This window comes from Actinomadura roseirufa (assembly GCF_900659635.1).
GTDB classification, from domain to species: Bacteria; Actinomycetota; Actinomycetes; order Streptosporangiales; family Streptosporangiaceae; genus Spirillospora; species Spirillospora roseirufa.
Genome location: NZ_CAACVB010000023.1, coordinates 32,723 through 58,543, shown reverse-complemented (window position 1 = coordinate 58,543; position 25,821 = coordinate 32,723). Strand labels below are relative to the sequence as shown.

Here is a 25,821-nt window from a genome sequence, read left to right as displayed (position 1 = left end):
CGCCACGACCTCGTCGGGGTTGACGCCCTTGTTGGGCTCCTTGCCCCCGGTCAGCTCCTTGACCAGCTCCGACACCGCGGGCATGCGGGTCGAGCCGCCGACCAGGACGACGCGGTCGATGTCGCTGACCGAGATGCCCGCGTCTCTGAGCACCGAGTGGAACGGCGCCTTGGTGCGGTCGAGCAGGTCGGAGGTCATCCGCTGGAACTCGGCCCGGGTGAGCTTCTCGTCCAGGTGCAGCGGACCCTCCGCCGAGACGGTGATGTAGCGCAGATCGATGTGCGTCTCAGGCTCGGCGGACAGCTCGATTTTGGCTTTCTCCGCGGCCTCGCGGAGCCGCTGCGACGCCATCTTGTCCTTGGACAGGTCGACGCCGTTGGCGTTCTTGAACCTCTCCACCAGCCAGTCGACGACCCTGTTGTCCCAGTCGTCACCGCCCAGGCAGTCGTCGCCACTGGTGGCCCTGACCTCCACCACGCCGTCGCCGACCTCCAGCAGGGACACCTCGAACGTGCCGGCGCCCAGATCGAACACCATGATGGTGGCCTCGTCCTCCCTTTCCCAGTGATGGGCCAGGGCCGCGGCGGTGGGCTCGTTGATGAGACGCAGGGCCTGCAGCCCCGCGATCTGGCCGGCCTCCTTGACCGCCTGCCGCCGATGGTCGGGAAAGCCCGCGGGCACGGTGATGACCGCACTAGTGATCTTCTCGCCGAGGTAGGACTCGGCGTCGCGCTTGAGCTTCTGCAGCACGAACGCGCTGATCTGCTGCGGCGTGAAGTCCCTGCCGTCGATCGAGGTCTTCCAGTCGGTGCCCATCTCGCGCTTGACCGAGCGGATCGTCCGGTCCACGTTGGTCACCGCCTGGCGCTTGGCGACCTCGCCCACCAGGACCTCGCCGTTCTCGGCGAAGGCGACGACGGACGGCGTGGTCCGCGACCCCTCCGCGTTCGCGATGACGGTGGGCTCGCCGCCCTCCAGGACCACCGCGACCGAATTCGCCGTTCCCAGGTCCACTCCCATGACGTGGCCTCTCGGCCAAACCGTCGTCGGATCCTGGAGCACGGCCCTTCGCACGGTGGGCGTGCCTCGTGCGCTGCCCAGCTCGAACATCTGGTACTTGGCGTCTTTCGCTCGGGCGTCGGCCTCGTCCTGGGACTGGGCGGCGAGCTGGCGGAAGTAGGGGGCGATGGTGCCGGTGCCGGGCCGTTCGGCGGGAGCCTTGGCGAGGAGAGCGAGCAGGAAGGCGTCCAGCGCCGGCGGGATGCCGGGGCGCAGGCTGCTCGGAGCGGGTGGGGGTTTCTGCAGGTGCTGCGTGATGATGCTCATCAACCTGTCGGCGAAGAACACGACCTTGCCGGTGAGCAGATGGAACAGGGTGGCGCCCAATGCGTAGACGTCGGCGGCGGACGTGACGGCGTCGCCGTTGATCTGCTCGGGCGGCATGTAGTACGGGGTACCGAACCCGTGGCCGGTGACCGACAGACCGGCGGTGGCACCTTCCAGACGAGCGATCCCGAAGTCGCACACCTTCACCCGTCCGCCACGGTCGAGTACGAGGTTGGACGGTTTGACATCGCGGTGCACGATCCCCGCGGCGTGCGCGGCCGCCAGCCCCTCGGCGGCTTGAGCCCCGTACTCCAGCACGTCGGTGACCGGGAGCCCGCCGGGGTGCCGCCGCAGGAGGGTGCCCAGGTCGGGACCGGTCAGCAGTTCCAGCACCAGGAACGGCCGGCCCTCATGGTCGCCGACGTCGTAGACGGCGGCGATGTGAGGGTGGTTCAGGCGCGCGGCGGCCTTGCCCTCACGCCGGAACCGGGCCAGCGCCTTGTCCCTGGCCTCCCCGGTCCAGTTCGTCACCATCACCTTGACCGCGACCTCGCGGTCAAGGCCCAGATCCAGGGCGCGCCATACCTCGCCCATCGCGCCATGACCGAGCCGTTCGGCCAGCCGGTAACGACCGGCCAATTCCTGTCCCACCCGCAACCCGCACCTCCACGCACGTCGTCGTCCCGCCCTTGGCGCGCACGTCACCGTAGATGTCGACGCCTACTGTGCACGGCTTGTTCGCCTCACCCGCTTACGAACGAACCGAATCGCCACACCAGAGGCCACCAGAACAAGCCGAAGACCCAAGCGCCCATGGGCCCCCGCCGCCCACACTCCCGGCGCAGCGACCAGGCTCACGAGCCCGACCCGACCGGACGCACCGGCCCGCTACCCCTTGCCGTCCCCCTGTGTCACCCTCCAGTCCCTTAACCCGGAATGCCGTGCCGTGGTCGACTGGGTCGAATTCCGCGCGACCGCCAGAACCCCGCCCCTCGGTGATGGGCCGCGCCGTTAGGGAAGCGTCAAGATTCCCGGCAGGGGCGTCAATAGGGCGTAGTGATCCCGAGTGCGGCGGAAATCTGGTCCTAGGGTGCTTCTCGTGGGCATGGCCTTCGCAAGCCATTCATGGGAAGCGATGGAACAGCAGATAAATGGAGGCGGATTCCCGCATGTCGTACCCCCGCACGGCGATCGGCGGCCGTGAAGCGGCGAAGGACGCGGCCGCCGCCGAGGAACCTCCCGATTCCGGCGACCGGCACCGGCTGAGCGTCGCCGGCGGTCTCGCCGCCCTGTCCCTGGACGCGATGGCGTCGGTCGCGTACGGGCCCGAGGCGATCGTCCTCGTCCTGGCGCTCGCCGGGGGAGCCGGCATGGGCTTCATGCTGCCCGTCACCCTCACGATCGCCGGGCTGCTGACCGTCCTGACCCTGTCCTACCGCCAGGTGATCGCCGCCTTCCCGGAAGGAGGCGGCGCGTACGGCGTCGCCAAGAAGCACCTCGGACGCCGTCCGGCGCTGGTCGCCGCGGCCTCCCTGATCGTCGACTACGTGCTCAACGTCGCGGTCTCGGTCGCCGCCGGAGTCGCGGCCCTGACCTCCGCCTTCCCCGAGCTGCTGCCCTACACGGTCTGGCTGTGCCTGGCCGTGCTCGCCGCCATCACGCTCGTCAACTACCGGGGCATCGCCCACAGCGCGCGGATGTTCATCGTCCCCACCGCCGTCTATGTGGGCGCGATCATCCTGGTCATCGTGGCCGGGCTGCTGCGCGATCACCCCGCCGTCACCGAGCACGCGGCCGCCGCGCGGGCGAACGGCCCGCAGACGGTCGGCGCGCTGTTGCTGCTCAAGGCGTTCGCCAACGGCTGCGCCGCGCTCACCGGCGTGGAGGCCATCGCCAACGCCGTCCCGTCCTTCCGCAGGCCGCGCGTGAGGCGGGCGCAGCGCGCCGAGGTCACCCTGGGGGTGCTGCTGGCTTTGATGCTGATCGGCATCGCGCTGCTGATCGCGAGGTTCTCCGTCCGTCCCGTGGACGGCGTGACCGTGCTCTCCCAGGTCACCGAGGGCGCGTTGGGACACGGCGCCGCGTTCTACGTGGTCCAGTTCGCCACCGTGGTGCTGCTCGCGCTGGCCGCCAACACCTCCTTCGGCGGCCTCCCCGTCCTGGCCCGGCTCCTCGCCGCGGACAACAATCTGCCGCACCTGTTCGCGCTGCGCGCCGAACGGCAGGTCCACCGCTACGGCATCGGCTTCCTGGCCGTCACCTCGGCGGCGCTGCTGCTCGCGGCCCGTGGAGACATGAACACCCTCGTCCCGCTGTTCGCCATCGGCGTCTTCGTCGGGTTCACCCTCTCGCAGGCGGGCATGGTGCGCCACTGGGTGACCGACCGCCCGGACGGCTGGCGTCGCAAGACCCTGCTCAACGGCCTGGGCGCCCTCCTGACCGGCACCGCCGCGATCGTGGTGACACTGTCCAAGTTCACCGAAGGCGGCTGGCTGATCCTGCTGGCGCTGCCGGCGCTGGTCCTGCTCATGGAGCGGATCAGCCGCGCCTACGCCCGGATCGGAGAACGGCTCGGGCTCGGCCGCACGCCCGCTCCGCCGCGTCCGCGCAGGGCACTGGTCATCGTGCCCGTCGGCGGGGTCACCGACCTCACCCGCCAAGCTCTCGCCGCCGCGCTCAGCCTCGGCGACCGGGTCGTGGCCGTCCGCGTCGTCCATCCGGAGGAGGCCGGCGACCGGCGAAGGTTCCTCGCCGAGTGGGAGCGCTGGTCGCCCGGCGTCGAACTGGTCCTGCTGAACGACGACCATCTGCGGTTGGTCGAGCCGATCGTCCAGCACGTGCGGGACGTCTCAGAGCGGCACGTGTTCGTGCTCATACCCGAGCTGGAGCCCGAGCACGTCTGGCAGCGCGTCCTGCAGAACCAGCGCGGCGCCGTCCTCGCCCACGCCCTGCGCCGCGACACCGACGCCGTCGTGTGCCGCCTCCGCTTCCGCCTTGCGCCGCGTCCCGAACCCGGCATGCGGGGCACGCTGGCCCGCACAGCGAGCTGGACCACCTGAGGAACATGAACCAGCTGCTCGGCACGCTCCTCATCATCGCGGGCATCGCTCTCGCCCGATGGTCGCGGCACCTTCGCCACCCACAGTCGGCCACGGACGAACCCGCGAACCCAGACGACTCAGAGTCATGGATGTTCGCCGCGGGCCTCGGCCTGATACTCGTCGGCGTGGCCGCCCTCAACGTCGAACCCGTCGGCGTCCTGCTCGCACTCGTCCTGCCCGGTGTGCTTCTCTGCACGGCCCTTGCCGCCATCGGCCTCGTCCTCGACCGACCCGGAAAGCACCAGGGCCACAGATAGGGGACGCGAGAACGAACGTCGCCAACACCAATTCAGCGCCCGATCTGCCGCGTTCGTCAGTGGCGGCATTATGGCGCGGGTTTCTTGAGGTGGGGGAGAGGCGTGTATCGCGGGTGTATCGAAAAACGCATACGTCATGGCAACGCTCTTCGGTCTTCGGTGGAGGCAAGAGGACCACAGCGGTCCTTGCCGGGGCGTGGTGCTGCCGGCTTCGGACGATGACCATGGAAGAGGAGAAGGTCATGGCTGATGGCGGGGCGTGGGATCGGCGTTCGCTGTTGCGGGGGGCGGCCGTGGTGGCCGGTGCCGCCGGGGTGGCGCCGTTGCTGGGCGGGACGGCCAGGGCGCAGGGCGGCGGCGGTGACGCGGACGCGTTGTTCAAGGCCGGGAAGTTCGAGCCGGCCGGCCGCGCGTACGAGGAGATCCTGAAGAAGGACCCCGGGGACCTGCACGCGGCTCGCCAGCGCGGCTATGTCGGGCTGCTGGCCAACAAGTTCCCCGACGCCGAGAAGTACCTCACGATGGCCCTCAAGCTGGCGCCCGACGACAAGGAGACCAACACGCTCCTGGGGGACTGCTACATCCGGCAGAACAAATTCTCCCTCTCCGTGCCGCGCTGGCAGGCGGCCGGCGAGGAAGCCTACGCCAAATGGTTCGCGGCGGTCAGCGGCGATGCCTATCAGATTCATGGCGACATCGGCCGTGTGCCATGGACGCGGGTGGACCCGGAGCCGCAGGTCGAGGTCTCGGTCAACGGCGGACCGCCGAAGACCTTCAGTTTCTACACCGGCGCCGGGTGGCTGGGCATGTCCGCGGCCGTGGCCAGGGAGGCAGGGCTACGCCCCGTGTATCAGGAAAGGAGTGAATTCGAAGGCCACGCCATGTGGTCGTACTACGGGGTGCTGGAATCGTTCAAACTGGGCGGCATCGAACTGCGCAACGTCCCCGTGAACTGGTCAGAGCCGGAGTCGGCCGCGGACGCGCCTCCCAAGACCAATGACGGCCTCATCGGCACGTGGGTCTTCTACCACCTGCTGACCACCTTCGACTACGCGGGCCAGTCGCTGATCCTGCGCCGCCCCACCCCCGAGGCGGCTAGGAAAGTTCACATCGCCGCGGCACGGGCGGGAGTCAAGCCCCTGCCGCTGTGGATGTCCCGTGACCACGATCTCAGCAGCGTGGGCAGCATCGCCGGCTCCGGCACCCGGGTGGTGGGCGTGAACTTCGGCGGGGTCGGCGAAATGGTCGCGGGCATGCCGGGGGAGGTGGCCAAACGGTTGGGGATCCGCACCGACTACGACCGCCCGATCGAGACCGCTGGGCACGGCCACCCGACCGTCACCTATCCCTGCTACCCGGAGGAACTCCGACTCGGTGACGCCGTCGCCAACGAGGTCTACTGCGAAATGGACCCGAACATGCTGGTGAACGTGCCCTGGCCCTATGGTCCCGGGTACGACGCGACCGGCTACTTCGCCCACTGCTTCTTCAAGCCCTACAACATCACCCTCGACTTCACGAACATGAACCTCTACATCGCCCGCGGCAAGGCCACTTGATAACTACCGCGACGGGCGCCGCCTGGAACTGTCGGCTTCGTGGTCCGCGGGGGCGGCGGCGTCGTGTCAGGTTCTTCGCGTGCAGGCCAGGCCGCTCAGGGTGAGGCTGATGAGGCGGTCGGCGGCGGCGGGTGACAGGTCTTCGCGGACGGCCGCGGCGGCGGTGGTCAGCGCGGTGAGGTCCGCGCCGGTCGCGTCGGGACGGACGGTGCCCGACGCGCGGGCCGAGGCGACGAGGCGGTCGCCTATGTCGGCCATGCGCAGGCAGGAGTCGTGCAGTTCCGATGCCTCGTCGTCCAGGCCGCCGGCCAGCAGCGAGGCCAGGCCGCTGTAGGTGGCGGCGTGGTCGGTGACCGCCCGCGCCCACGTCGCCAGGGCATCGGGGGTGTTCTGGGCGACGAGCCGGTCGCCGAGCTCGAACAGGGCCTCGTTGCGCTCCCGCAGCAGGGCGCCGACCAGTGCGCGGCGGGTCGGGAAGTGGCCGTAGAGGGTGCCGATGGCCACGCCCGCGCCGCGCGCGATGCTCTCCAGGCTGGCACCGACTCCGCGCTCGGCGAAGGCGGCGTCGGCCTCCGACAGCAGGCGCTCGTAGTTGCGCCGGGCATCGGCCCGCGGCCGGCGGGTGGTGCTCAAGGGATCCTCCGGTTGTAAATCGAGGGTGCCTCGGGATAAGTTTCCGAGGCACCCTCAGTTTAGTGTCGCGCCGTCGGCGCGCACCTGGAAGGACGCTCATGATCCTGGTCACCGGGGCCACCGGCTCCATCGGCACGCACCTCGTCCGGCTCCTTCTCGATCGCGACGTCCCCTTCCGGGCGCTCGTCCGAGACGCCGCCAAGGGACGGGCCCTCGGCTGCGACTACGTCGTGGGCGACTTCGCCGACCCCGGCTCCCTCGCCTCCGCCATGACGGGCGTGGACCGCCTGCTGCTGAACAGCACCGGCGCCGAGCCGGTCGCCGACGGGGAGCAGCCGATGATCCGTCTGCAGCGGGCGGCCATCGACGCCGCCCGCGCCGCCGGGGTGGGCCGGGTGGTGAAGGTCTCGGTCTGGCACGCGCACCAGGGCGGGCCGCTGGCGGAAGGCGCGCACTGGGAGATCGAGCGGTACCTCAAGGCGTCCGGGCTGGGCTGGACGATCCTGCAGCCGAGCGGGTTCATGCAGAACTTCATCACCGGAGCGGGCACGTTCACCGCCGAGGGCGGCATCGCCGGTGCCTACGGTGACGCCGGCGTGTCCTATGTCGATTGCCGGGACATCGCCGCCTGCGCCGCCGCGCTCCTGTCCGGGACGGCTGGCCTCGGCGAGACCTACGTGCTCACCGGCCCCCAGGCCCTCACCCACGCCGACGTCGCCCGCGAGATCTCCACGGTGCTGGGCCGTTCCGTCGCGCACGTCGAGCTGTCGCCGGACGAGATGGCCGCGTCGCTGCGAGCCCAGGGTCTTCCGGCCGGGTTCGCCGACGACATCGCCGAACTCTGCCGCGAGGTGGCGGCGGGCTCGCTGGAGGCCACCACGACCGCGGTGCGCGAGCTGACCGGACGCGAACCCCGCACGTTCGCCCGCTTCCTGGCCGACAACGCCGACGCGCTGCGCGCCGGCCTCCTCGCCGCCACGCGCTGAACCGGCAGGGCCCGGCCCCTTGAGCGCCACGCCGGCGAAGGCGCCGGGCCTTCCTTCGCTTCGGGTGATCCGGTGATGCGTGTGATGAGGCGATGCGGCCCGCGAGGCGAGGAGGTCAAGGCGTTCGTCCAGGTCAGCGGGCAGACCGACCAGGTCGGGCGCCCTCGTCCAGCGCTCGGTGCGGGTGCACCCCGGCTACCCCGCCAGGCCGGTCAGCCATCCGCGCTGGGTGGCTCGTACACCGGCCTCGAAACGGCTCTGGGCGCCCAGGCGGTCCATGAGGTCCGACATCATGCGCCGCGCCGTTCGGACGGACACGCCGAGCACCCTGCTGGCGGACTCATCGGTATGGCCACTCGCCAGGAGCCCGAGTAGTTCTCGTTCCTGGGGAGAAACGCCATTGCCGTCGGCGGCGGGTCTGCTCTCCCACGGCGTCGCGTCCTGCCAGAACTTCTCAAAGAGCATGGCGAGGGGAGTCACCAGCCCCGGGCCCCGGAGGAGGAGCGCGCCCCGCCGTCCGTCCTCGGGATCCAGCGGCACGAGGGCGCTCTCCCGATCGACGATCACCAGCAGCGTCGGGAGGGATGGCACGGTCCGGGTCTCGCCGCCGAGCAGGGCGAGCCGCCGCACGTAGCGCAGGCAGGCCGGATCGTTGCGGAAGCTCTCCTGGTAGATGCTGCGGATGAGCACCCCGCGTGCCAGCGCCTCCTCGTCGAGCGGGCCGCTGGCCTGCATCGTCTCCGTGTCGGGCGGCCCACCCGGCAGAAAGGAGAGGCACTCGCGTTCGGCGCGTTCGGCCAGCTCGGCCAAGCGCCCCCGCACGGCGTCCAGCCCCTCGATCCGCTCGACGGTTTCGAGGTCGTGGCTGTCGTGGCCGTACCGGTCGACCAGGTCGCGTACGGCCGACCTCGTGACGTCGATCACCCGCTGTCGCGTGGCGAGCTCGGCCTCCTCCCTGGCGAGCAGGGAGACCAGGGCGACCCTCGGGCTGACCACCCGGAGCGTTCCAGGGACGTCGGCGGACTTGCTCAGGAGATGCAGGTCGGCCAGGGCGTCCAACGCGATGCGGGTTCGCGGCGCGTCCCAGCCCAGATGCCCGGCGAGCTCGTCCAGTCCCCACGAGGGATGCTCGAGCAGTAATCGGTAAACGGTTTCGGTCGACCTCTCCAGACCAAGAGCATTGAGCATGCCCCGTCTCCTCCGAGTCCGGTTCCGTTGAAGATCATCTGATTATCGTCGCCCGGCCCGTGGCAGGCAAGGCGCTCCGTACCGGCTCCCTCGGGAAAGCGCCTGGCAACTTCCGGCCTGGCAACGGCAGGCCAAATCGGCGCGGTCGCTGATGGTGCGCCGCGCGGCGCCCGGACGCCGAGGACCATTCCTGCCAAGGCTCTTTGTGCCAGCGGAGACCAGGTGACACGGGGTCTCGTGCCGGGGGACTCTTGACGAACCGGCGCGGATCAATGAATTCGCCGCCGCCGAAGAGAGAGGCGACCCGATGTGCATCGTGCAGGACTCTGAAAGACTCGCGTTCTCCAGCGGTGGCTTTTCCTGGGGCTGAACCACGTTACTGGAGAGCACCCCGTGCATATGATCATCGTCCGGCTCGAGTTGCGGGACGGCCTTTCTCCGGACGCCCTGGAGATCACCGCCGTCACGGCGGCCTTCCAGGCGGCGGCGTGCGCCGACGACGCCCTGGAGCACCTGCGAGTCCAGACTTCCGATCGCGAGATAGCGGTGGCCGTTTTCGTCAGGCTTCCCGGGCTCGTGCAGGCGACGCTGCGGGCATGGCAGATCTGCCTGCGAGCACTGGACGGGTCCTCCTGGGCGAATTGTTCGGGCATCACCGAAGACGCGTTGGTCAGCGTCGGCAGCGAAGCATCCACTCGACTCACCTGACGGTCCGAGGAGCATTCATGAAGATCTTCTTCGACGGCAGCGATCTCCACGAGATCGGCGCGGTCCTGGAACGCGGGCTCGCCCGGGGCATCACCACCAACCCCACGCAGATAAGCGAACAGGCGGCTGGGCGGCCGCTTCACCACATACAGCGAATCGTGCGGCTGGTCGAACAACGGGACCTGGAGCTGCCGATCAGCGTCCAGGTCATGGCGCATGATCCCGGCGACATCGAGTACCAGGCCCGGCGAATCATCGATGAGGTGGCCTACAAGCAATTGGTCATCAAAATTCCCTGCAGCTGGGAACTGCTGCCGGTCATCAGCCGGCTGGCCGGCGACGGTGTCCCGGTCAACTGCACCGCATGCGTCACGGTGAGCCAGTCGCTCATCGCGGCTTCGGCGGGGGCTCGTTATGTCTCGCTCTTCTGCGGCAAGATGAGCGACGCGGGGCTCGACCCGGCCACGGTCATCGCGGAGGCGGCCCCCCTGGTGGAGAAGCAGGGCGGCGAACTGATCGCCGCGAGCCTGCGGCGGTCGTTCGACGTTCCGGTGTTCGCCCGCGCGGGAGCGCACATCACCACGCTGCCGCTGCGTTACCTGGAGCCGCTGGCCGCGCATCCGAAGACCGTGGAGGCGGTGGATCTCTTCGCGCGCAACTACGTGCCGCTGGAGGAGACCGGCCGGACGGAGCCGCGATGATCGCGGCTCACGCTCCGGGCGTCACCGTCCTCGCCGGGACCGTCGCCGACAGCCTGGCCCTCACCGGGTCGCCGGAGGCGCGCACGGTGAGCAGGCACTGGCTCAAGTCCGGACGGTTGCACGAACGGGTGGCCACCGAACTCCGAAGGCTGCCCGACGCATCGGTGCGGTCGCTGGGAATGGCGGCCATGGCCGATCCGCGCGACGCGAAGGCGTACCGTGCCTTCGTCCGGCTGCTCACGGACAGGCTGTCCGGCGACGACCGGGACGGCCGGTACGCACGAATGATCGACGCCGCCTGGAAGGCCGACTCGAAGTCGAGGATCGGATACCACATCGGCGGCAAATATTCACCGGCCTCCCCTCGGCCCTCATATCGACGGTCGATCGGACGGCCCTTGACCGACCGGACGAGGCCGGCCGGGGACGTTCCGCTCCTGGTCGTGATCCCGTTCCGCGACGACCACCCCGACAAACGCAGACTCCGGAACCTCCTGGCCTGTCTGCAGTCGCTTCACGACCAGTCCTGCGACCGGGCATCGTACCGAATCGTGGTCGTCGAGGCGGACACCCGGCCGCGCTGGGGCGACGTGCTGCGCGAGCATTCGGACATTTACCTGTTCGCTCAGGACGCCGGTGCCTTCAACAAATCCTGGGCGATCAACGTCGGTGTGGTCAACGCCGGCTGCCGAGCGGAGATCCTGTGCGTGCTCGACGCCGACTGCATCGTCGATCGCTCTTTCATCGAGCGCAATCTGGAACGGTTCCAGCACTCCGGCCGGCAGGTGCACCTGCCCTATCGGGACGCGCTCTACCTGGATGCGCAATCGAGCGGCTCGGTGATTCAGGCGCGTTGTGCGCGCGGCGAGCCCGGCTTCGACCTCGAATCGCTCCGAGGTTTCCTGCTGCGCCGGACCATGGGCGCCTGCATTTGGCTTCGGGCCGATATCTTCCGCCAGGTCGGCGGCTTCGACGAGCGGTTCGTCGGCTGGGGCGGTGAGGACATCGACTTCATGCTCCGGCTGCACACGGTCTCCTCGGTGGACCGCTATGACGATGATCTGCTGCATCTCGACCACGGCAGGCCGGAGATGTCCGCGCGGGGCGTGGTCGCGCGCGGGGAGATCGCCGCGCTGAGCTGGCCTGCGGACGCGACGATCGGCGTCATCGCCCATGGATGAGCCGAGGCCGCCCACCGGGGAACGGAGAACGATGCCCCATGCCCCGGGGGCGGGCGCCGGGCCTCGGCGGGTCGTGTTCTCCCCCCACCTGGACGACGCGGCCCTGTCGGCGTCGATCCGGCTGATGGAGCCGGACACTCAGGTCGTCACGGTCTTCGCCGGCCCGCCGCCCGAGGACGTCGGCCTGACCGCCTACGACCGGCTCACCGGTGCCCGTTCGTCGGCGAGCCGGTTCGCCGCGCGCCTCGCCGAGGACGAACGCGCCATGGCGGCCATGAGCTGCCGGGTTCGGAGGCTGAGCGAACTCGACGAGCAGTACCGCCGCGCGCCTCTGGACCAAGAGCGGCTCGCCGCCGCCCTCGGCCCGTACGTGGACGGGGCGGCGGAGATATGGGCGCCGGCCGGGATAGGCGGCCATGTCGACCACGTGGCCACCCGCGACGCGGTCATCGCCGCGATCCGCGGACGGAACATCTCGCCTGAGCTGTTCCTCTACGCGGACATCCCCTATAGCCTGCGCTTCGGCTGGCCGTCCTGGGTCACGGGACGACCCGATTCCGCCTACCTCGACCTCGGATTCTGGTTCGACCAGGAACTGTCCGCCTGCGGGCTGGATCCGGAATCCCTGGAAGCCGGGGTATTCCCGCTCGACACCGAGATGCGGAGAAGCAAGGAGCGCGCCGCACTCGCTTACGAGTCGCAGCTCCCTTCGCTGCGGCTCGGTCCCGGCAACCCGCTTCGTTGGGACGCCTTCCTGCGGTACGAGGTCGCATGGCGGCTTCCCCTTGGAACGCTGAGGTGACCAAGATGCAAGAGGACTCCGGACCGGCGATCCACGCCGAGGAGCTCGGCAGGAGCTTCACCGTCACCACACGGAAGAGCGGCCTTCTCGGGGCTCTGCGATCTCTCGTCCGGCCGGCTCGCGAATCGCGCACGGTGATAAACGGCGTCTCGTTCCGGGTCGAGCCCGGTGAGCTGGTCGGGCTGCTGGGCCCGAACGGCGCCGGGAAGTCGACCTTGGTGAAGATGCTCACCGGAATAGTCGTACCGAGTTCGGGGGCGGTGCACGTCAACGGGCGGGTTCCGCACGCCGAACGCGGGCGGCTCGCCCAGGAGATCGGGGTGGTCTTCGGGCAGCGGACCCAACTCTGGTGGGACCTGCCCGCCCGGGAGTCCTTGAACATTCTCCGGGACATCTACGCGATCTCCGAGAGCGACTACCGGCGCCGGCTCCGCGAATTCGACGATGTTCTTGCGCTCGCGGAGTTCTGGAACACGCCGGTGCGCCACCTGTCCCTCGGCCAGCGCGTCCGATGCGACCTGGCCGCGGCTCTGCTGCACGATCCGCGGATCGTCTTCCTCGATGAGCCGACCATCGGAATGGACGTGATGGTGAAGGAGCAGGTTCGGGATTTTCTTCGGTACCAGGCCACGGTGCGAGGCCGGACCGTCCTGCTCACCACCCACGACACCGCCGACATCGCGCAACTCTGCGACCGGCTGCTCCTGATCGACCATGGGCGCGTCGTCTTCGACGGCACGCTCGAAGCCCTGCGGGCGGCGCGCGACGACGGGGTGACGGTCCGGGTCGCCTTCGCCGAACCGGTCGGTCACCTGGAGATCGACGGCGCCGTCGTCGTCGAGCGCACCGAACTGCGCGCCACCCTGGTCCCCGCGCCGGGCGTGCCGCACGGGCGCGTCGTCCAGCAGGTGGTGTCCCGCGCGCCCGTCACGGACCTGCGGGTGGAGGAGAGCAGCGTCGAAGCGCTGATCAGGGACGTCTACCGAGGCGGGTCACCGGCCGTCGCAAGGGCCGGTGCGTGACCGGCCATGGCGATCCACGCCGCGCGTACGCGCCGCCTCCTGACCGTCCCCGCGCTCAGTGAACTGACCCGGCGCAGCGGAGTCGTCACGGCGCTGCTGATGGCCGTGCTGCAGGTCGGCCTCGTCTGCACCCTCTGGCGGGCCGTGTACGCGACCACGGAGGTCAGCGCCGGTCTGGACGTCCGGCAGGCGGTGACGTACGTCGTTCTCGCGCTGCTCGTGCAGCGGATCCGGTGGGGCTCGCGGCTGCATTCCCGGGAGTCCCTCTGGGCCCTCGTCCGAGACGGGCGGATCATCTACTGGTTCCTCCGGCCGCTCGGACCGCGGCGCCACTACCTGCTCAAGTCGCTGGGCGAGATCCTCTACTGGGGGACCTGGTCGCTCGCCGGGTACGGCATCGCGCTGGCGGCGGGTCTGATCTCACCGCCGCCGGACGCGCGAGTGGCCGCCCTCGCCGCCGTCAGCCTGCTCCTGGGACAGGTCATCGCGCACCAGCTCATGCTGGGCATCGACCTGTTGTGCTTCTGGACCACCGCCAACACGAACGCGCTCCGCGTCTACTCCTTCAGCAGTGATCTGCTGTCGGGCGCGTTCGTCCCACTGTGGTTCTTCCCGGGCTGGTTCCTCACGCTGAACCAGTGGCTCCCCTTCCAGGGCACGATCAATGTGCCGGTTTCGATCTATGTGGGCCGGATCCCGGCCGCCGAGGCCCTCGTACAGCTGGGCATCCAGACCCTGTGGTGCTGTCTCCTGTACGCGATGACCTCTTTCCTCTGGCGGCACGCCATCCGGCGGGTCGACGTCCAGGGAGGGTGAGCGAAATTTCCGTACGGGCATTCCGCCGACGACTTCAGATCGTCCGGCGTATCACCGGCCTGAACCTGCGCGCCCGCCTGGAATACCGCACCGAGTTCCTGCTGGCCATTCTGAACGGGGTGCTGTGGCAGGCGTCCGTCCTGCTCTTCATGACGGTGCTCGTGACCCGATTCTCGGGGCTCGCCGGATGGAGCAGTTCCGAAGTACTGTTCATCACCGGCTTCCGCCTGTTGGCACATGCCCTGTACGTGTGCTTCTTCCTCAACGTGACGTACGTTCCGGTCATGATTCGGGAAGGTCGCGTCGACGCCTTCCTCGCCAGGCCGTTGCCGCTGCTCACCCAGGTGCTGCTCAACTCGTTCAACGTCAACGCCCTCGGCGACCTCTGTGTCGCCGCCACCCTTTTCGGCGTCGCCGCGAGCACCGTTCCGCTGGACTGGACGGCCCCACGCGTCTGCCTTCTGGTGATCTCCGTGGCCGGGGCGGTTCTCCTTGAGGCGGCGATCCAGCTCCTCATCTCATCGGCCGCCTTTCGGCAGTCGGAGACCTTCACCCTCTCGACCTGGATCGACGAACTCATGGCGACCTTCGGAAACTATCCGACGGTCATCTTCCCGCTGGTGCTGCGGGCCTTGTTCCTCAGCGTCCTGCCAATAGCGTTCATAGCGTACCTGCCCGCCTCCGTCATCCTGGGTGAGCAGCACCGGTCGTCGATGACGTCCATCCTCGGCTACGCCGCCCCCGCGATCGGTCTGTGCGCCTTTCTGGGCGCTCGCCTGATCTGGTACCGCTCGGCGCGCGCCTACCAGGGCAACGGCGGCTGACCTTCGTCGAACGGGGGGCGGCCGGCCGCGGCTGGGGCGGTCGCCGTCGTCCCAGCCGCGGGCCGCCCGGTCAGAGGTTCTCGGGTGAGGACGCCGGAGCCCCGGGTCAGATGTGCTCGGTGAACCAGGCCGCCGCCACCTTGGCCGTCTCGCGGCGCACCTCGACGTCCTCGTAGAGGGTCAGGTGGGTGGACCGGGGGACCACGTGGAACTTCTTGCGGGGTCCGGGGATCGCGTCGAACGCCTCGGCCGCCAGGTCCCAGTGCGTGTGGTCGTCGCCCTCGGCGACGCACATGAGGGTGGGCGTGGCGACGAGACGCGTGAGGAACGGGCGGACGCTGTAGGCGAGGAGCATCTCGGTCGACTGGGCCGTGGCGTTGCCCACGTAACCGGGCGCCTCCGTGCCCTTGATGCGGGCGAAGGTGTCGCGGCTCGCGGGGAAGGGGAAGGTCCCGACGGCTCCGAGCTCGACGGGCTGGTGGTCGATGTAGGTGTGCTCGCCCGTCTCGAACAGCCGGGTGCGCGCCTCCTCCAGAGCGGCTCGCAGGGCGCGGAAGCTCACCGTGCCGTGCGAGAGGCGGAGGTTGTCCCACCCGTCGATGACGGGGACGACCGAGCAGACGGCGCGGACGCGCGGGTCGACCGCGCCGAGGATGAGGACGTGCCCGCCGCTGTAGGAGATGCCCCAGGCCCCGATCCGGGCGCCGTCGACATCGTCGCGGGCCTGGAGGTAGGAGATCGCGTTCCGGTAGTCCTCGATCTGCCGCCAGGGGTCGATGTGCCGCCGGGGGTGTCCCGTGCTCTCGCCGAAGTGGCGGTAGTCGATGACGAGCGCGGCGAGGCCGGCCTCCGCGAAGACCTCCGCGAACAGCGGCTGGGCCACTTCCTTGACGTAGCACCACCCTCCCGCGAGCACGACGGCGGGATGTGGCCCGGGTCCGTCCGGCACGTAGAGCAATCCGCTCAGCTGATCGCCCTCGCTGGGCACGGTCACAGCGTGTGGTCCTGCCATTCCGGCTCCCTGGTCGTCTCGTGGGTCCCAACATCTAGCCTTATGCGGTCAGATGCACGAATGATGAACATAGCCTAGAGGCGGCGCCGAGTCACCGGGCGGCCCGCCGGACTCTCGTCGAGTGCGCAACGAAGGAGGCAGTACCCCCTCTCAAGAGGGGAGATGCCGTCCGCGCCCCCTTGACACCCCCGGCAGAGTGCTCATAATACGTACTCATGTTCGCTAATTGTGCATTCGAGGAGACGTGATGAACCCTCGTCCGATCCGGATCGGCCTGTGCGGCCTCGGCAGCATCGGCGGCGCGGCCGCCCGTCTTCTGCTGGAGCACCGGACGGGGTTCGACATCGTCGGCGCGGCGACCAAGGAACCCGGCGCGGTGGGCCGTCCCCTGCACGAGGTGGTGGGCTCGGCCGCGCCGGGCGGGCCCGCCGTCGCGGGCGACCTGGAGGACGTGCTGGCGGCCGACCCGCAGATCATGCTCTACGCGACGGGCTCGTTCCTGCGCGACACCGAGGACGACATCGTGGCCTGCGCCAAGGCCGGCGTGGACGTCGTGTCGCCCTGCGAGGAGCTGGCCTTCCCCTTCGGCCGGCACGCCCCCGCGGCGGCGCGCATCGACGCGGCCGCCCGCGAGGGCGGTGCGACCGTCCTCGGCACCGGGGTCAACCCCGGCTTCCTCTTCGACTCGCTCCTGGTCGCCGCGACGGGCGTGTCGTGGGACATTCGCACGATCCGCGGGCACCGCGCCGTGGACGTGTCCGGCTTCGGGGAGAACATCCACCGCCGCCTCGGAATCGGGTACACCCCCGAGGAGTTCGAGGAGGGCCACGCGACCGGCACCATCGCCGGCCATGTCGGGTTCCCCGAGTCGATCGAGCTCGTCTGCGAGCGGCTCGGACTGCTGCTCGACGGGCCGGTCACCGAACGGTTCGAGCCGTTCATCGCCGAGACCCCGGCCCCGACCCGGTACGGGCAGGTGCCCGCCGGACGGACCGAGGGCTTCCTGCAGAAGGCCACCGGATACGTCGGCGGGGCCCTGTTCGTCCAGATGGAGCTGGTCCTGCACCTGCGTCCCGAGAGCGCCGGTTTCAAGACCGTCGACTCGCTCGCCGTCGAGGGCCTCCATCCGGTCAACCTCACGCTGTCGCCCGGAATGGACGCGATCCCGGCGACGTCCGCGCAGCTGGTGAACAGCATCCCGGGAGTGCTCCAGGCGGCTCCCGGCCTCAGAACCGTCAAGGACCTGCCCGCCGCCGGCGCCTGGCACGACCTGCAGACCCATCCGTTCCGGTGAAGTGAGCCCCCATGACCCAGACAGCAGCAAACCCGCACAGTCCGGCGGACGTGTTCACCGGCCTCCCGGTCGGTGAGGCCGGCCTGGCCGAGGCGCACGCGCTCTACCGCGGCATGACGGTCGTGCGCGCCGTCGAGCTGGAGATCGAGAAGATGCACCGGCTCGGGCGCATGTCCGGATCGTTCCACTCGTCGCTCGGCCAGGAGGCCGCGGCGGTCGGCGTCTGCGCGGCGCTGCGCGACGGCGACATGGTCACCAGCACCCATCGGGGGCACGGGCACGCGCTCGCCAAGGGCGTGCCCATGGAAGGCGTCTTCGCCGAGCTCTTCGGCCGGACGTCCGGTGTCAGCGGCGGGCGCGGCGGCTCGATGCACCTGCACGACCGGCCGAGCGGGTTCCTCGGCGAGAACGCGATCGTCGCGGGCGGCCTGCCCTGGGCGGCCGGCGCCGCGTGGGCGCGCCGGCGCCGGGGCGGCGACGACATCGCGGTGGCCTTCATCGGCGACGGCGGGTTCGCGCAGGGCGTCACCCACGAGACGCTGCTGCTCGCGCGGTTCTGGGCGAGCCCGTGCCTGATCGTCTGCGAGAACAACGGCCTCGCGCACTCGATGCCGTCCGACCGTCTCTTCGGGGCGCCGGGAAGCATCGCGCGCATCGTCGAGGGGACGGGCATGCACGCCCGCTACGTGGACGGACGGGACGTGGTCGCCGTCGCGGAGACCGCCCGGGAGATGGTCGCGCGGGTACGGGCCGGAACTCCGGCGTTCCTCGAATGCGGCGTGTACCGCGTCCGGCCGCACAGCCTCTCCGACCCCGACTACCGGTACCGGCCCAAGTCGGCCGGCCCGGACTGGCTGGCGCTCAACGACCCGATCGCCAACCTCCGCACCCGGCTGGAGGCGCACGCCGCCAACCGGGTCGCCCGGATCGACGCCGAGGTGGCCGCCGAGGTCGAGGCCGCGCGGGACCGGGCCGAGGCGGCGGAGCGCCCGCCCGCCGCCGCGGCGAAATCGTTCGTCTACACCTCCCCGGAGCTGCAGAACCATGCGTGAGGTCAAGTACGCCGAAGCGGTGCGCGCCGCGCTGGAGGCCGAGATGGCGGCCGACGAGAGCGTCGTCGTCATGGGCGAGGAGGTGGCGGCGCTCGGCGGGGTCTTCACCGTCACGCAGGGCCTGCTCGACAGGTTCGGCGACGACCGGGTGCTGGACTCGCCGATCTCCGAGGCCGGCGTGGTGGGGTTCGCGATCGGCGCCGCCGCGGAGGGCATGCGCCCCGTCGTCGAGATCATGTTCTCGGACTTCGTCCTGCTGGCCCTCGACCAGATCATCAACCTCGGGGCGAAGATCCGCTACATGAGCAACGGCCAGTTCAGCGTGCCGCTGACCATCCGGATGCCGGGCGGCGGGGGCACCAACCACGGGCCGCAGCACTCGCAGAGCCTGGAGAGCCTCTTCGCGCACGTCCCGGGGCTGGTCGTGGCGATGCCCAGCAACGTCTCCGACGCCTACTGGATGCTCCGGCACGCTATACGTTCCGACGATCCCGTGATTTTCTTGGAGAGCAAGAACCTGTATTTCCGCACGTCAGGGGACATCGATGCGCGTACCGGGCCGGACGGTTTCGGGGCCCGGGTCGCGCGCCCGGGCGGCGACGTCACCGTCGTGTCGGCCGGCCGGATGGTCGAGCGGTGCGTGCTGGCGGCCGACGAGCTCGCCGCCGAGGGCGTCGCGTGCGAGGTTATCGACCTCCGCTATCTGTGGCCCCTGGACACCGCCTCGATCGAGGCGTCGCTGAGGCGGACGGGCAAGCTCGCCGTGGTGTCGGAGGCCGTCGAGTTCTGCGGCTGGGGCGGCGAGGTCGCCGCGTGGGCGGGCGAGCACTGCTTCGAGAGCCTCGACGGACCGGTCGTGCGCGTCGGCGCCGAACGCGTCCCCATCCCCTACGGGCACGCGCTCGAGGACGAGATCGTGCCCACCACCGACCGCATCGCCGGCGAACTGCGCAAGCTCGCGATCTACTGACCGTCGCCGCGGCGACCTGAGAGCAGGAACGTCTCCATGAGGTTTGCAGTCGACACCGGTGGCACTTTCACCGACCTGGTCATCGAGGACGAGGGGCGCCTGAGCGTCCACAAGAGCTCCACCGTGCCGGCGGACCCGGTCCAGGGCATTCTCAACGCCTTCGAGGTCGCGGCGGCCGACCGCGGTTGCTCCCGGCGGGAGCTGCTGGAGCGGGGGACCATGCTCGTCCACGGCACCACGCGCGGGCTGAACGCCGTCCTGACGAAGAGGGTGGCGCGGACGGCGTTCCTCACCACCGAGGGCCATCCGGACGTCCTGCTGCTCCGCGAGGGCGGCAGGCGCGACATCTTCAACCAGCGGCAGCCGTACCCCGAGCCCTACGTCCCGCGTTCGCTGACCTTCGAGATCCCCGAACGCATCGGCGCCCAGGGGGAGGTGGTCAGGGAGCTCGACGAGGAGGCCGTGGCGGACCTGGCCGGCAGGCTGCGCCGGGAGCGGGTCGAGGCGGTCGCCGTCTGCCTGCTGTGGTCCATCGCCAACCCCGTCCACGAGCTGCGGGTGGGCGAGCTGCTGCGGGACTTGCTGCCGGACGTCCCGGTGACGCTCTCGCACCAGGTCAACCCCTGCATCCGGGAGTACCGCCGAGCCTCGGCGACCGCGATCGACGCCTCGCTCAAGCCGCTGATGACCGCCTATATCAGCGGGCTCCAGGGGCGCCTGCGGGAGGCGGGGTTCGCCGGCCGGGTCCTCATGGTCACCTCCGCGGGCGGCGCCCTCGACGCCGAGGACGTGGCGGCGTCCCCGATCCACTCGCTGAACTCCGGCCCCGCGATGGCCCCGGTCGCCGGACGGTACTTCGCCGGCCTGGACACCACGGCGTCCATGGCGATCGTCGCCGACACCGGCGGGACCAGCTACGACGTCAGCGTCGTCAGGAACGGCCGGATCCCGTGGACGCGCGAGTCCTGGATCGGCGAGCCGTTCCGCGGCCACATGACCGGGTTCCCGTCGGTCGACGTGCGCAGCGTCGGCGCCGGGGGCGGCAGCATCGCCTGGGTGGACCCGGGCGGGCTCCTGCACGTCGGGCCGCAGAGCGCCGGCGCCGACCCCGGCCCGGTCTGCTACGGGCGGGGCGGCACCAGCCCCACGATGACCGACGCGTGCCTCGTCCTGGGGTACCTGGACCCCGGCTACTTCCTCGGCGGGCGCTCGGCGCTGGACCTTGAGGCGGCCCGTGAGGCGATCAGGACCCGGATCGCTGAGCCGCTCGGACTGGACGTGATGGAGGCCGCGGGCGCGGTGTACCGGCTCGCGACCGAGCGCATGGTCGGCGCCATCGAGGAGATCAGCGGGCAGAAGGGCATCGACGTCGCGCAGGCCGTCCTGGTGGGGGGCGGCGGCGCCGCCGGGTTCAACACCGTGGCCATCGCGCGGCGCCTCGGCTGCCGGGAGGTCATCGTCCCGATCATGGGCCCGGCGCTGAGCGCGGCGGGCGCGCTGATCTCCGATCTGTCGCGCGGCTTCGAGACGACGTTCCGGACCACCACCGAGGCGTTCGACTTCGAGGGCGTCAACGCGGTGCTCGCCGATCTGGCGGTCCGGGCCCGGGACTTCATCGCGGGACCGGGCGCCGGAGCCGTCGAGACCTCCGTCGAGTTCTCCGTCGAGGCGCGCTATCCGAGCCAGGTCTGGGAGCTGGAAGTGCAGCTGGGCTCCGAGGGATCGCTGGACGCCGAAGGGCTCGAACGGTTGAAGAAGGCCTTCCACGAAGTGCACCGGGACGCCTTCGCCGTCGACGATCCCGGCTCGCCGATCGAGTTCGAGAGCTGGCACGTCAGGGCGCGCTGCCGCATCACCGACCCGGTGCTGCCCGAGGCGGGGGCCGGCGACGGCGTGCGCCGGGAGCGGGAGATCCATCTGCCGGGCGTCGGGCCGGTGAGCGCGGAGGTCTGGCGGCTGGAGTCGGTGCCCGTCGGCGCGGAGCTGCGCGGACCGGCGATCGTGGAGTCGGCGACCACGACGATCGTCATCGACGACGGCGCCACGTTCAGCCGCCGCGCCAGCGGCACCGTCCATGTCGTCCCCGGGACGAGGGCGACCGCCCCCGCCCACGCGGCGGACAGGGACACCCGAACCGGACGAGGGGGGAAGTGACGATGGACGGCGTGCGCATGGCGGTGATCAGCAACCGCCTGAACGTGGTCGTGGAGGCCATGATGAACACGGTCTTCCGCTCCAGCCGGTCGGGGGTGCTCAACAGCGCCCACGACTTCTCCTGCTGCATCGTCAGCGCCGATCACGAGCTGGTGATGGGGGCCGAGAGCCTGCCCATCCACATGATGAGCGGCCCCGACCTGATCTCGAAGGCGGTGTCGCGCTTCCATCCCGAGATGCGGCGCGGTGACGCCTACCTGCACAACTCGCCGTACAACGGCAACTCGCACGCCGCCGACCACGCGATGCTGGTACCGGTCGTCGACGACGAGGGCGTCCACCGCTTCTCGGTCCTCGCCAAGGCCCATCAGGCGGACTGCGGCAACTCCAAGCCGACGACCTACATGACGGACGCCCGCGACGTCTACGAGGAGGGCACCCTCCTGTTCGACGCCTGCCGCGTCCAGACCGGCTACCAGGACAACGACGACATCCTCCGCATGCTGCGGCTCCGCGTCCGGGTACCCGACCAGTGGTGGGGCGACTATCTCGCGCTCATCGGCGCGGTGCGCCTGGGGGAGCGCCGCATCCTCGAACTGGGCAACGAGCTCGGCTGGGACGTGCTGCAGGAGTTCGTCGGCGAGTGGCTCGCCTACAGCGAGGGCCGGATGCGCACCGCCATCGCGGAGCTCCCCGCCGGACGGCTGAACCTGACCACCAGGCACGACCCGTTCCCGGGGATCCCCGACGGCCTGGACATCAGGATCGGCATCGACATCCGGTCGGCGGACGAGGAGATCCACGTCGATCTCACCGACAACGTCGACTGCCTGCCGAACGGCCTGAACCTCACCGAGTCGACGGCCGCCACGGCGGCCCTGATCGGCGTCTTCAACTCCATCGGCGAGGGCGTGCCGCCGAACGCCGGAAGCCTGCGCCGGGTGAAGGTCCGGTTGCGGGACGGCAGCGCCGTGGGCGTCCCCGTGCATCCGCACAGCTGCTCGGCGGCGACCACCAACCTGGCCGACCGGGTGACCAACGCCGTGCAGCGCGGCATGGCGGAACTGGCCGAGGGCATCGGGCTGGCCGAGTGCGGCGCCGTCATCCCCGCCGCCGCGGCGGTCGTGTCGGGCGCCGACCCGAGGTCGGGCGGGCGTCCGTTCGTCAACCAGATCTTCCTCGCGGTGACCGGCGGGGCCGCCACCCCGTGGACCGACGCCTGGCTGACGATCTTCCATGTGGGCTGCGCGGGCATGCTGCGCCGCGACAGCGTGGAGATCGCTGAGATGACGCACCCGATCCGGGTGAGCCGCCAGCGGCTCGTCCGGGACACCGAGGGCGCGGGACGGTTCCGCGGCGCCCCGTCGGCGGAGGTCGAGTACGGGCCGGTGGGCACGTCCATGACGGTCGTCTACGGATCCGACGGCGCCGTCTACCCGGCGCTCGGGGTGCGCGGCGGCGGCGAGGGCGGCCTCACCCGGCACCTGCGCCGGGACCGTGCGGGCGACCTCACCGAACTGTCCTCCCAGGGCCTGGTCGAGCTCGCGGACGGCGAGCGCATCGTGTCCATCACCGCCGGTGGAGGCGGATACGGGCCGGCGATGCACCGGGACCCCGCCCACGTCCAGGAGGACGTGCGCGAGGGCTGGATCAGCCCAGAGCGCGCGCGGGACGTCTACGGCGTCTCCCTGCGCGCGGACCTGTCGATCGATGAGGCTGCCACGGCGCGGTTGCGCGCGGAGCCCGCGTCCAGTTGACCGCCTTCCGAGGCTTCCCGAGAGAGGGCTCCGCGCATGGCAGTCCCCGTCACCATGCCGCAACTCGGTGAGAGCGTCACCGAGGGCACCGTCACCCGCTGGCTGAAAGGCGTGGGGGAGTCCGTCGAGGCCGACGAACCCCTGCTGGAGGTGTCGACCGACAAGGTGGACACCGAGATCCCCTCGCCGGCCGCGGGAATCCTCCACTCGATCCTCGTCCAAGAGGACGAGACGGTCGAAACCGGCACACAGCTCGCGGTGATTCGTGAAGCGGTGCCGTCGAGCGAGGCGCCGCCGCCTCCGCCTCCCGCTCCGCGACCGGCGCGGGCACCGCGACCCGCCGTGTCCGTTCCGCACCCGGTGGCATCCGCTCGGGACCACCGAGCGGCGGGATCCGGGACGTACGTGACGCCTTTCGTCCGCACGCTCGCGCGTGAGCACGGAGTCGACCTGGCTTCGCTGCGGCCGGGCAGAAGCGGGGACCGGATCCGGAGGGACGACGTCCTGAGAGCCGCGCGTTCGCCGCGCGGTCCCCAGGAGGCGCCCGCTCCGCCGGCCCCAGTCGCCGAACGGGCACCCGCCGAGCAGCCGCGGGCAGGGACGGTCGTGGAGATCGGCCCGGCGCGGCGGGCCTTCGCCGCGAGCGCGCTGGAGTCGCTGCGCACCAGCGCGCACCTGACCACCGTCGTGGAGGCCGACGTCACCGAGGCCGTCCGGTCGTGCGAGGCGGCCGCGGCGTCCTTCCACGCACGCGAGGGCGTGGACCTGACCCTGCGGGCGTTCCTCGCCCTCGCCGCGTTGAGCGCGCTCAGGGCGCACCCCATCCTCGGGGCGCGCGCCGACCTGGACCGGAAGGAGATCGTCCACCCGGACGGGACGCACCTCGCGATCACCGTCGGCACGCCGCGGGGGCCGGTCTCGCCGGTCGTCCGGAACGCCGGGGACCTCAACCTCGCCGGGCTGGCCCGCGCGATCGACGATCTCGGCGACCGGGCGCGGACCGGACGCCTCGCCCCCGAGCACCTGAACGGCGCGACGTTCACGCTGGACGACCGGAGCGCGGAGGGGGCGCTGTTCTCCACCGCCGTCATCGCGCAGCCCCAGGTCGCGGTCCTCGGCGCGGGCGCGGTCACCAGGAGGCCCGTGGCCGTGGCGCACCCGGTGCTCGGCGAGGTCGTCGCCGTGCGATCGATGCTCCACCTGGCGCTCACCTACGACCACCGGTTGATCGACGGTGCCGACGCGGCGCGCTTCCTGGCGGCGGTGACCGCGCACCTGGGCAGGCCGGCCGCCGGTCTCGGCGGCTGAGCGGCGGTCTCCCGGAACCGGCCGGGAGACCGCCCCACGGGACGCACCGGGCACACCCGGCCGAACCCGGCGCGCCGATCACTCACATCACGCCATTCACATCACGTCATTCACATCACGCATCAGGGACTCGCACGGCGCCCGAACGCCATGCGAGCGCTGGACCCTTTCCTCAGGAGTTCTCGATGAAGTTCGGTCTCGCCGTCTTCGCGACGGATCAGGGCCTGACGCCCGCGGATCTCGCCCAGCTCGCCGAGGACGGCGGGTTCGAGTCGCTGTTCTTTCCGGAGCACACGCACATGCCCGTCGAGCGCACGGCGCATTTCAAGCCGGAGGGCGGTGACGTTCCTCCCGAGTACGCGCGGACACTCGACCCGTTCGTCGCGCTGACGGCCGCGGCCTGCGCGACCCGCGCCCTGCGGGTCGGCACCGGCATCTGCCTGGTCTCCCAGCGAGATCCGATCACCACGGCGAAGGAGGTCGCGACGCTGGACCACCTGTCCGGCGGCCGGTTCCTGTTCGGCGTCGCGGCGGGGTGGAACCGCGAGGAGATGCAGAACCACGGCACCGACCCCCGGCGGCGCCTGTCGGTGATGGCGGACCGGATCAAGGCGATGCGAGCGATATGGGCCGAGGACGTCGCCACGTACGAGGGACCCCATGTGGCCTTCGACCGCATCCAGGCGTGGCCCAAGCCCGTCCAGTCCCCGGTCCCGGTCCTCATCGGCGGCAACGGCCCCACCGTCGTGGACCGCGTCCTGGCCTACGGGACCGAGTGGCTGCCCGAACCGTCCCCCGGCCTGGTCGACCGCATCGCGGAGTACCGCGAGCGGGCGCGCGCCGCGGGGTGGGCGGACGCGCCGGTGACCGTCTACGGCGCCGACCCCGCCGATGTCCCGCGCTACGCGGAGGCCGGGGTGCACCGATGCGTCTTCTGGCTGCCTCCCGGGGACGCCGACGGAGCCCGCCGGCGGGTGTCCGAGCTCCGCGCGTCCCTGGGCCTGGACGGGCGGGGCTGAGATGACGCGGGCATCCGGCCCCCATCGGCGGGCACGGCCTGCCGGGCGAGGCGGGCCACTCCCCGTCCCACCGGGGACCGATAGCGCATTGAAAATGAATGGGCGATCGTATGGTGAATCCTCTGATGGCTTCGAGGGCTCGCCGGTCGCC

General features: G+C 70.6%; 22 protein-coding genes and 1 pseudogene. 17 read left to right on the top strand and 6 right to left on the bottom strand.

From position 1 onward, the window contains the following. On the bottom strand, nucleotides 1-1,020 hold a 1,020-nt coding region (locus tag E1291_RS43810; RefSeq protein ID WP_242614010.1), incomplete at its 3' end, for an Hsp70 family protein. Between the two features lie 186 nt (nucleotides 1,021-1,206). After that, nucleotides 1,207-1,977, bottom strand: a pseudogene (locus E1291_RS43805) (serine/threonine-protein kinase); the annotation flags it as partial. 518 nt (nucleotides 1,978-2,495) lie between these two features. Here E1291_RS43805 and E1291_RS07885 point away from each other — a divergent pair. Next, complete coding sequence (locus E1291_RS07885) at nucleotides 2,496-4,385, top strand: APC family permease (protein WP_207400617.1); 1,890 nt, start codon at nucleotides 2,496-2,498, stop codon at nucleotides 4,383-4,385. 125 nt (nucleotides 4,386-4,510) lie between these two features. Here the strand turns inward: E1291_RS07885 and E1291_RS41835 are convergent, their stop codons facing one another. Next, entirely contained in the window at nucleotides 4,511-4,678 is a 168-nt protein-coding gene (locus tag E1291_RS41835; protein WP_165495011.1) for a hypothetical protein, read from the bottom strand. A 224-nt stretch (nucleotides 4,679-4,902) separates the two neighbouring features. Between E1291_RS41835 and E1291_RS07880 the strand changes: the two genes are divergently transcribed. Next, nucleotides 4,903-6,243 (top strand): aspartyl protease family protein, encoded by a 1,341-nt coding sequence (locus tag E1291_RS07880; protein ID WP_165495010.1) that lies wholly within the window; start codon nucleotides 4,903-4,905, stop codon nucleotides 6,241-6,243. 66 nt (nucleotides 6,244-6,309) lie between these two features. On the opposite strand, the gene E1291_RS07875 is transcribed toward E1291_RS07880, so the two are convergent. Continuing rightward, the gene (locus E1291_RS07875) at nucleotides 6,310-6,876 is read right to left on the bottom strand and encodes a TetR/AcrR family transcriptional regulator (protein WP_131737068.1); all 567 of its coding nucleotides are present in this window, start codon (nucleotides 6,874-6,876) and stop codon (nucleotides 6,310-6,312) included. 98 nt (nucleotides 6,877-6,974) lie between these two features. On the opposite strand from E1291_RS07875, the gene E1291_RS07870 reads away from it, so the two are divergent. Beyond that, nucleotides 6,975-7,862 (top strand): SDR family oxidoreductase, encoded by an 888-nt coding sequence (locus E1291_RS07870; protein WP_131737067.1) that lies wholly within the window; start codon nucleotides 6,975-6,977, stop codon nucleotides 7,860-7,862. Nucleotides 7,863-8,057: 195 nt separating this feature from the next. Here E1291_RS07870 and E1291_RS07865 read toward each other — a convergent pair whose 3' ends face one another. Further along, entirely contained in the window at nucleotides 8,058-9,050 is a 993-nt protein-coding gene (locus E1291_RS07865) for a helix-turn-helix transcriptional regulator (RefSeq protein ID WP_131737066.1), read from the bottom strand. Between the two features lie 399 nt (nucleotides 9,051-9,449). Between E1291_RS07865 and E1291_RS41830 the strand changes: the two genes are divergently transcribed. The 7 genes from E1291_RS41830 (at nucleotide 9,450) to E1291_RS07835 (ending at nucleotide 15,104) form a co-directional block, all read left to right on the top strand. Further along, the gene (locus tag E1291_RS41830; RefSeq protein WP_165495009.1) at nucleotides 9,450-9,758 is read left to right on the top strand and encodes a hypothetical protein; all 309 of its coding nucleotides are present in this window, start codon (nucleotides 9,450-9,452) and stop codon (nucleotides 9,756-9,758) included. Nucleotides 9,759-9,775: 17 nt separating this feature from the next. Next, nucleotides 9,776-10,459 (top strand): transaldolase family protein, encoded by a 684-nt coding sequence (locus tag E1291_RS41825; RefSeq protein ID WP_165495008.1) that lies wholly within the window; start codon nucleotides 9,776-9,778, stop codon nucleotides 10,457-10,459. Nucleotides 10,460-10,545: 86 nt separating this feature from the next. Next, nucleotides 10,546-11,640 (top strand): glycosyltransferase family 2 protein, encoded by a 1,095-nt coding sequence (locus E1291_RS07855; RefSeq protein WP_165495007.1) that lies wholly within the window; start codon nucleotides 10,546-10,548, stop codon nucleotides 11,638-11,640. A 31-nt stretch (nucleotides 11,641-11,671) separates the two neighbouring features. Next, nucleotides 11,672-12,442, top strand: a complete 771-nt coding sequence (locus E1291_RS07850; protein WP_165495006.1) for a PIG-L family deacetylase — start codon at nucleotides 11,672-11,674, stop codon at nucleotides 12,440-12,442. A 5-nt stretch (nucleotides 12,443-12,447) separates the two neighbouring features. Further along, nucleotides 12,448-13,464 (top strand): ABC transporter ATP-binding protein, encoded by a 1,017-nt coding sequence (locus tag E1291_RS07845; RefSeq protein ID WP_131737078.1) that lies wholly within the window; start codon nucleotides 12,448-12,450, stop codon nucleotides 13,462-13,464. A gap of 6 nt (nucleotides 13,465-13,470) precedes the next feature. Beyond that, complete coding sequence (locus E1291_RS07840; RefSeq protein WP_131737062.1) at nucleotides 13,471-14,280, top strand: ABC transporter permease; 810 nt, start codon at nucleotides 13,471-13,473, stop codon at nucleotides 14,278-14,280. Beyond that, nucleotides 14,277-15,104 (top strand): ABC transporter permease, encoded by an 828-nt coding sequence (locus tag E1291_RS07835; RefSeq protein WP_131737061.1) that lies wholly within the window; start codon nucleotides 14,277-14,279, stop codon nucleotides 15,102-15,104. The genes E1291_RS07840 and E1291_RS07835 overlap by 4 nt, the downstream gene beginning before the upstream one ends. A gap of 106 nt (nucleotides 15,105-15,210) precedes the next feature. On the opposite strand, the gene E1291_RS07830 is transcribed toward E1291_RS07835, so the two are convergent. Next, on the bottom strand, nucleotides 15,211-16,116 hold the full coding sequence (locus tag E1291_RS07830; protein WP_131737060.1) for an alpha/beta hydrolase: 906 nt from the start codon (nucleotides 16,114-16,116) through the stop codon (nucleotides 15,211-15,213). A 247-nt stretch (nucleotides 16,117-16,363) separates the two neighbouring features. Between E1291_RS07830 and E1291_RS07825 the strand changes: the two genes are divergently transcribed. The 7 genes from E1291_RS07825 (at nucleotide 16,364) to E1291_RS07795 (ending at nucleotide 25,670) form a co-directional block, all read left to right on the top strand. Then, entirely contained in the window at nucleotides 16,364-17,410 is a 1,047-nt protein-coding gene (locus E1291_RS07825; RefSeq protein ID WP_131737059.1) for an NAD(P)H-dependent amine dehydrogenase family protein, read from the top strand. Between the two features lie 11 nt (nucleotides 17,411-17,421). Then, entirely contained in the window at nucleotides 17,422-18,462 is a 1,041-nt protein-coding gene (locus tag E1291_RS07820; RefSeq protein WP_131737058.1) for a thiamine pyrophosphate-dependent dehydrogenase E1 component subunit alpha, read from the top strand. Then, nucleotides 18,455-19,432: an alpha-ketoacid dehydrogenase subunit beta gene (locus E1291_RS07815; RefSeq protein WP_131737057.1), complete on the top strand. Its 978-nt coding sequence runs from the start codon at nucleotides 18,455-18,457 to the stop codon at nucleotides 19,430-19,432. The genes E1291_RS07820 and E1291_RS07815 overlap by 8 nt, the downstream gene beginning before the upstream one ends. Nucleotides 19,433-19,468: 36 nt before the next feature. Further along, entirely contained in the window at nucleotides 19,469-21,586 is a 2,118-nt protein-coding gene (locus E1291_RS07810) for a hydantoinase/oxoprolinase family protein (RefSeq protein WP_131737056.1), read from the top strand. Between the two features lie 2 nt (nucleotides 21,587-21,588). Next, complete coding sequence (locus tag E1291_RS07805) at nucleotides 21,589-23,343, top strand: hydantoinase B/oxoprolinase family protein (RefSeq protein ID WP_131737055.1); 1,755 nt, start codon at nucleotides 21,589-21,591, stop codon at nucleotides 23,341-23,343. Nucleotides 23,344-23,379: 36 nt separating this feature from the next. Beyond that, complete coding sequence (locus E1291_RS07800) at nucleotides 23,380-24,651, top strand: 2-oxo acid dehydrogenase subunit E2 (RefSeq protein WP_131737054.1); 1,272 nt, start codon at nucleotides 23,380-23,382, stop codon at nucleotides 24,649-24,651. Between the two features lie 185 nt (nucleotides 24,652-24,836). Further along, nucleotides 24,837-25,670 (top strand): LLM class F420-dependent oxidoreductase, encoded by an 834-nt coding sequence (locus E1291_RS07795; RefSeq protein ID WP_131737053.1) that lies wholly within the window; start codon nucleotides 24,837-24,839, stop codon nucleotides 25,668-25,670. Nucleotides 25,671-25,821: the final 151 nt, after the last annotated feature.